This window comes from Methylobacterium sp. B1 (assembly GCF_000333255.1).
In the GTDB taxonomy this organism is placed as follows: domain Bacteria; phylum Pseudomonadota; class Alphaproteobacteria; order Rhizobiales; family Beijerinckiaceae; genus Methylobacterium; species Methylobacterium fujisawaense.
This window is the reverse complement of the sequence record NZ_BACT01000525.1, coordinates 1-3801: the sequence shown is the minus strand read 5'-3', so window position 1 is coordinate 3801 and position 3801 is coordinate 1. Positions and strand designations below refer to the sequence as shown.

The window sequence follows — 3801 nt, the reverse complement described above, 5'->3', positions numbered from 1 at the left end:
CGGCGCGCTTGGCCAGGGCACTCTGCATGATCGCCCGGATCGTGCGGGCGCAGCGCCCGCATTTCGGGCTGCAGCCGAGGCAGGCATAGACCTGCGCGGGCGTGCGCGGGCAGCCCGGGCCGGGTGCGAGGCAGCCGCGGACCGCGCCGTCCGATATGACGTTACAAGAACAGACGATCATGCGCGCCGCAAATCCCGTCATCCCCGCGCCCGCAGCGGTCGTCGACGACCGTCCCGGGCACCTGCGCCAGTTTAGAAGAATTGAAAAGTAGCTGGCTTTTCAATGCCTTATTGGCTGCGGTCGACATGGCACCGCGGCCCGCGCGGGTCAAGGGCGTGCGATCTAAGTGCGCCCCAACGGTTCCGGGGCGCGTCAGCGCGCGAGTTCGCGCAGGCCGAGCCGGATGAGCACCTTGGCCTCCGCGCCCTCTCCCGCACCCTTGAGAGCCGCAGCGATGGCGGCGGCGGCCTGGACCTGCGGGTAGCCGAGATTGACCAGGGCGGAGACCGCATCCGCCACCGGCTGGGGGGCGGCGCCGTCCTCGACGGCTCCCGTGAGGGCAACGAGGGCGGGGTCGATCGGCGCGAAGGCCGGGGCCTTATCCTTGAGCTCGGCGGCGAGCCGTGCCGCCAGACGCGGCCCGACCCCTGGAGCCCGGCTGATCGCGCCCTTGTCGCCGGTGGCGATGGCGCTGGCCAGCGCCTCGGGCTCCATCACCGAGAGCACGCCCAGCGCCACCCGCGCGCCGACGCCCTGCACGGTCTGAAGCAGGCGGAACCATTCCCGCTCGGCATCCGAGCGGAAGCCGTAAAGGCGGATCATGTCCTCGCGGACATGGGTTTCGATCGACAGCGAAGCGGGCTCGCCGACCTTGGGCATGCGCTGCAGGGTGCGCGCCGAACAATGCACGATATAGCCGACGCCCGACACGTCGAGGATCACGAAATCCTCGCCGAACGAGTCCACGACGCCCTTGAGCTTGCCGATCATGCCACGCCTGTCGCTGTCGCGGGATGCCTACAGAACCGCGGCGGCCTCCGCCAGACGTGCTTGAGCGCGCAGGGAGATCATGAAATCACGGGCGCCGCGCCGGCCGCGCTTGGCCGGTCACGGGGGGATGACCATGCGCGCGCCACTTCTTGCCCTGCTGGGCCTGCTGTGCTTCGGCCCGGCCCGGGGGGCGGACGATCCGTCAACGGCCCCCGTTCCGGTCGCGCCGAGCGCGGATCCGACGCAGGTCCGGCCCGGGAGCTACGTGCTCGATCCGGATCACGGCAAGATCACGTGGTCTGTCTCGCATCTCGGGTACTCGACCTATTATGGCCAGTTCGCGGGTCTTAGCGGCACGCTCCAGCTCGATCCGAAGGCGCCGGAGAAGAGCCGTCTCGAGGTCACCGTGCCCCTGGGCGGCGTGATGACCGGGAGCGCGCGCCTGAACGAGCACCTCGCAGCCCCGGACTTCTTCGACACGGCCAAGTTCCCGAACGCCACCTTCACCGCCACGAAGGTCGAGCCCACCAGCCCGACCACGGCGCGGATCACCGGCGACCTGAACCTGCGCGGCACGGTCCGGCCCTTTGCGATCGACGCCACGTTCAATCAGGCCGGCATCCATCCGGTGGATCAGCGCTACACCGTGGGCTTCGACGGCCGGGCGGTCATCAAGCGCTCGGATTTCGGCATCAATGCCTATCTGCCGCAGCTCGGCGACGAGGTAAGCCTGCGCATCGAGGGCGAGTTCAAGGCCGCGCCCTGACGATCAGCCCGATCGGCCGACTCGGTCCGCGGAGCCGAAGGCGCGGCTTCGCAGCCGGCAAGGCCCCCGCGCGGCGGAGCCCGGATCGCCATGCGCCGACGCCGGGAACCGACGGTGTTTCCGGATCCGGGCTCGCCTGCGGCGCTCCGGAACGACCATGCGGATGAACGGGCGGGCGGACCCACACGCCGAGGAGCTCGCTCATGTGCGGCGCCCCGCGGCCCCGCATGGGACCGGGTCGAGCCGCGCGGTCTGACCGGGCGGGTGACGCCTCGCCGCCGGGGGTGTAGTCAACCGCCGTCGCGGCGCCGCAGCGAAGGGATGCCCCCAGATGACGACGCTTCTCCTCAGTGGCACCCGGCCTCGTCCCGCGCACGACGGGCGTCTCACCGCGCAGGTCGGCGCCACCCTGGAGGTCTGAGCCGTGCGGCGTTCCGGTGTTTTCAGTCTTGCCCTGGTCCTGTGCTTCGCGGGAGCCGCCGCGGCGCAGGTCCCCGCGCCGGCCGCCCGCGCCCCTGCGCCCGCCGCGGCGGCTTCGCCCCTCGACAACTATGCGAGGGCGGCGGCGACGACCATCATCGCCGAACAGGCCTGCCCGGGCGTGCAGGTCAGGGCGGGACAGCTCACGACGCTCCGTCTCGCGGCCCGGGTCAATGCCGGACAGGAAGCGATGCTGGAGGAGAAGCTGAAGCAGCGCGCCATGCAGGTGCGCCAGCAGCTCGCCGCCGACGGCCGCGAGGCTTGGTGCTCCGAGGCTTTGGCCGCCTTCGGCCCCGAGGGCAGTGTCGCGAAGGGCGTCCTGGCGACCGGCGCCCCGATCCGCTGACGGAGCCCCGGGAGTCCGGCGCGGATTGACACGGCGGCATCAGGCCCGTAGTGACCCCGCATGGCGCGCGGCCTCTGTTTGAGGTCCGCGCGTTTCGCGTTGTCCGGGCGGAAAGCCCGCGCAATGACTTCAAACAAGAAGCCGGTCCAGGGGCAGCCGCCCCGGAGGCCGTTCGAGAACACGAGAGAACGATGTTCGCAGTCATCAAGACGGGCGGTAAGCAGTACCGCGTCGCCGCCAACGACACCATCACCATCGCCTCCCTGGCGGGCGAGGCCGGCGAGGCCGTGACCTTCGGCGAGGTCCTCCTGTTCGCCGACGGCGCGGGCGCGACCCAGGTCGGCGCCCCGACCCTGTCGGGCATCAGCGTCACCGGCGAGATCGTGCGCCACGGCCGCGACAAGAAGGTCATCGCCTTCAAGAAGCGCCGCCGGCAGAACTCGCGCCGCAAGCGCGGTCACCGGCAGGACCACACGGTCGTGCGCATCACCGGCATTTCGGCCTGACGCACGCCAGACGCTGGGCGCGTGAGGATCCCTGAGGGTCCGATCTGCGACCGCATCCAAGCCCATCAGATTTCGGAGTTCATCCCATGGCACACAAGAAGGCAGGCGGCTCGTCCCGCAACGGTCGCGACTCGGAAGGCCGGCGCCTCGGCGTCAAGAAGTTCGGCGCGGAAGCCGTGATTCCAGGCAACATCATCGTGCGTCAGCGCGGCACCAAATGGCATCCCGGCGCCAATGTCGGCATGGGCAAGGACCATACGCTCTTCGCGCTGGTACCGGGCCATGTCCGCTTCGAGACGCGCCGCGGGCGCGCCTTCGTGGCCGTAACCCCGCTGGCCGAGGCCGCGGAATAAGAGGCGGGCGCCTTTAGAGGCGAAGCTGGCGTCCCGCCCGGTGTCCCACACCGGACCGGAGACGTCGTTGCCGAGCCCCTGACGGGCCGGTTCGGACGGAACACCCGGGGAGGATGGGACGCCATCCTCCCCTTCGTCGTCTTGAGGCGGTGTCCCGGAGCCGGGAACGCCGCCCTGCGAGGGCACGATGTTCCCCGATCTGACCCGTGATGACGTTTTCCGGATCGAGACGCGGCGGCTGTGGCTGCGCTGGCCGACCGCCAAGGACAGGGACGCGATCCTGAAGCTGGCCGGTGATCCGTCTGTCGCCGCGATGCTGGCGCGGGTGCCGCACCCGCTTCCGGCCCCGGTGGTGGATG

At 70.5% G+C, this 3801-nt stretch carries 6 protein-coding genes and 1 pseudogene; 5 read left to right on the top strand and 2 right to left on the bottom strand.

Annotation, left to right across the window (positions count from 1 at the left end):
* Positions 1-181 (bottom strand): (2Fe-2S)-binding protein (locus I53_RS34580; protein ID WP_210161583.1); only part of this gene is annotated, 181 nt, incomplete at its 3' end.
* A gap of 192 nt (positions 182-373) precedes the next feature.
* Positions 374-991: a Holliday junction branch migration protein RuvA gene (gene ruvA / locus I53_RS15420; protein ID WP_043352190.1), complete on the bottom strand. Its 618-nt coding sequence runs from the start codon at positions 989-991 to the stop codon at positions 374-376.
* A 133-nt stretch (positions 992-1124) separates the two neighbouring features.
* On the opposite strand from ruvA, the gene I53_RS15415 reads away from it, so the two are divergent.
* The 5 genes and pseudogenes from I53_RS15415 to I53_RS35145 all read left to right on the top strand — a co-directional run.
* A complete protein-coding gene (locus I53_RS15415; protein WP_043352189.1) occupies positions 1125-1757 on the top strand; it encodes a YceI family protein in 633 nt (210 codons plus the stop codon).
* 424 nt (positions 1758-2181) lie between these two features.
* Positions 2182-2583 carry a hypothetical protein gene (locus tag I53_RS15410; RefSeq protein ID WP_043352187.1) on the top strand — a complete coding sequence of 134 codons (402 nt, stop codon included), beginning with the start codon at positions 2182-2184 and terminating at the stop codon, positions 2581-2583.
* Between the two features lie 191 nt (positions 2584-2774).
* Positions 2775-3089, top strand: coding sequence for a 50S ribosomal protein L21 (gene rplU / locus I53_RS15405; RefSeq protein ID WP_010683509.1), 315 nt, complete (start codon positions 2775-2777; stop codon positions 3087-3089).
* A gap of 86 nt (positions 3090-3175) precedes the next feature.
* Positions 3176-3442 (top strand): 50S ribosomal protein L27, encoded by a 267-nt coding sequence (rpmA, locus tag I53_RS15400; RefSeq protein WP_043352185.1) that lies wholly within the window; start codon positions 3176-3178, stop codon positions 3440-3442.
* 187 nt (positions 3443-3629) lie between these two features.
* Positions 3630-3801 (top strand): annotated as a pseudogene (locus tag I53_RS35145) (N-acetyltransferase); the annotation flags it as partial.

Excerpts from the sequence above, each read along its gene's own strand:
- I53_RS15415 (WP_043352189.1), top strand. The coding sequence starts at position 1,125 with ATGCGCGCGCCACTTCTTGCCCTGCTGGGCCTGCTGTGCTTCGGCCCG.
- ruvA (WP_043352190.1), bottom strand. The coding sequence starts at position 991 with ATGATCGGCAAGCTCAAGGGCGTCGTGGACTCGTTCGGCGAGGATTTC.
- rpmA (WP_043352185.1), top strand. The coding sequence starts at position 3,176 with ATGGCACACAAGAAGGCAGGCGGCTCGTCCCGCAACGGTCGCGACTCG.
- rplU (WP_010683509.1), top strand. The coding sequence starts at position 2,775 with ATGTTCGCAGTCATCAAGACGGGCGGTAAGCAGTACCGCGTCGCCGCC.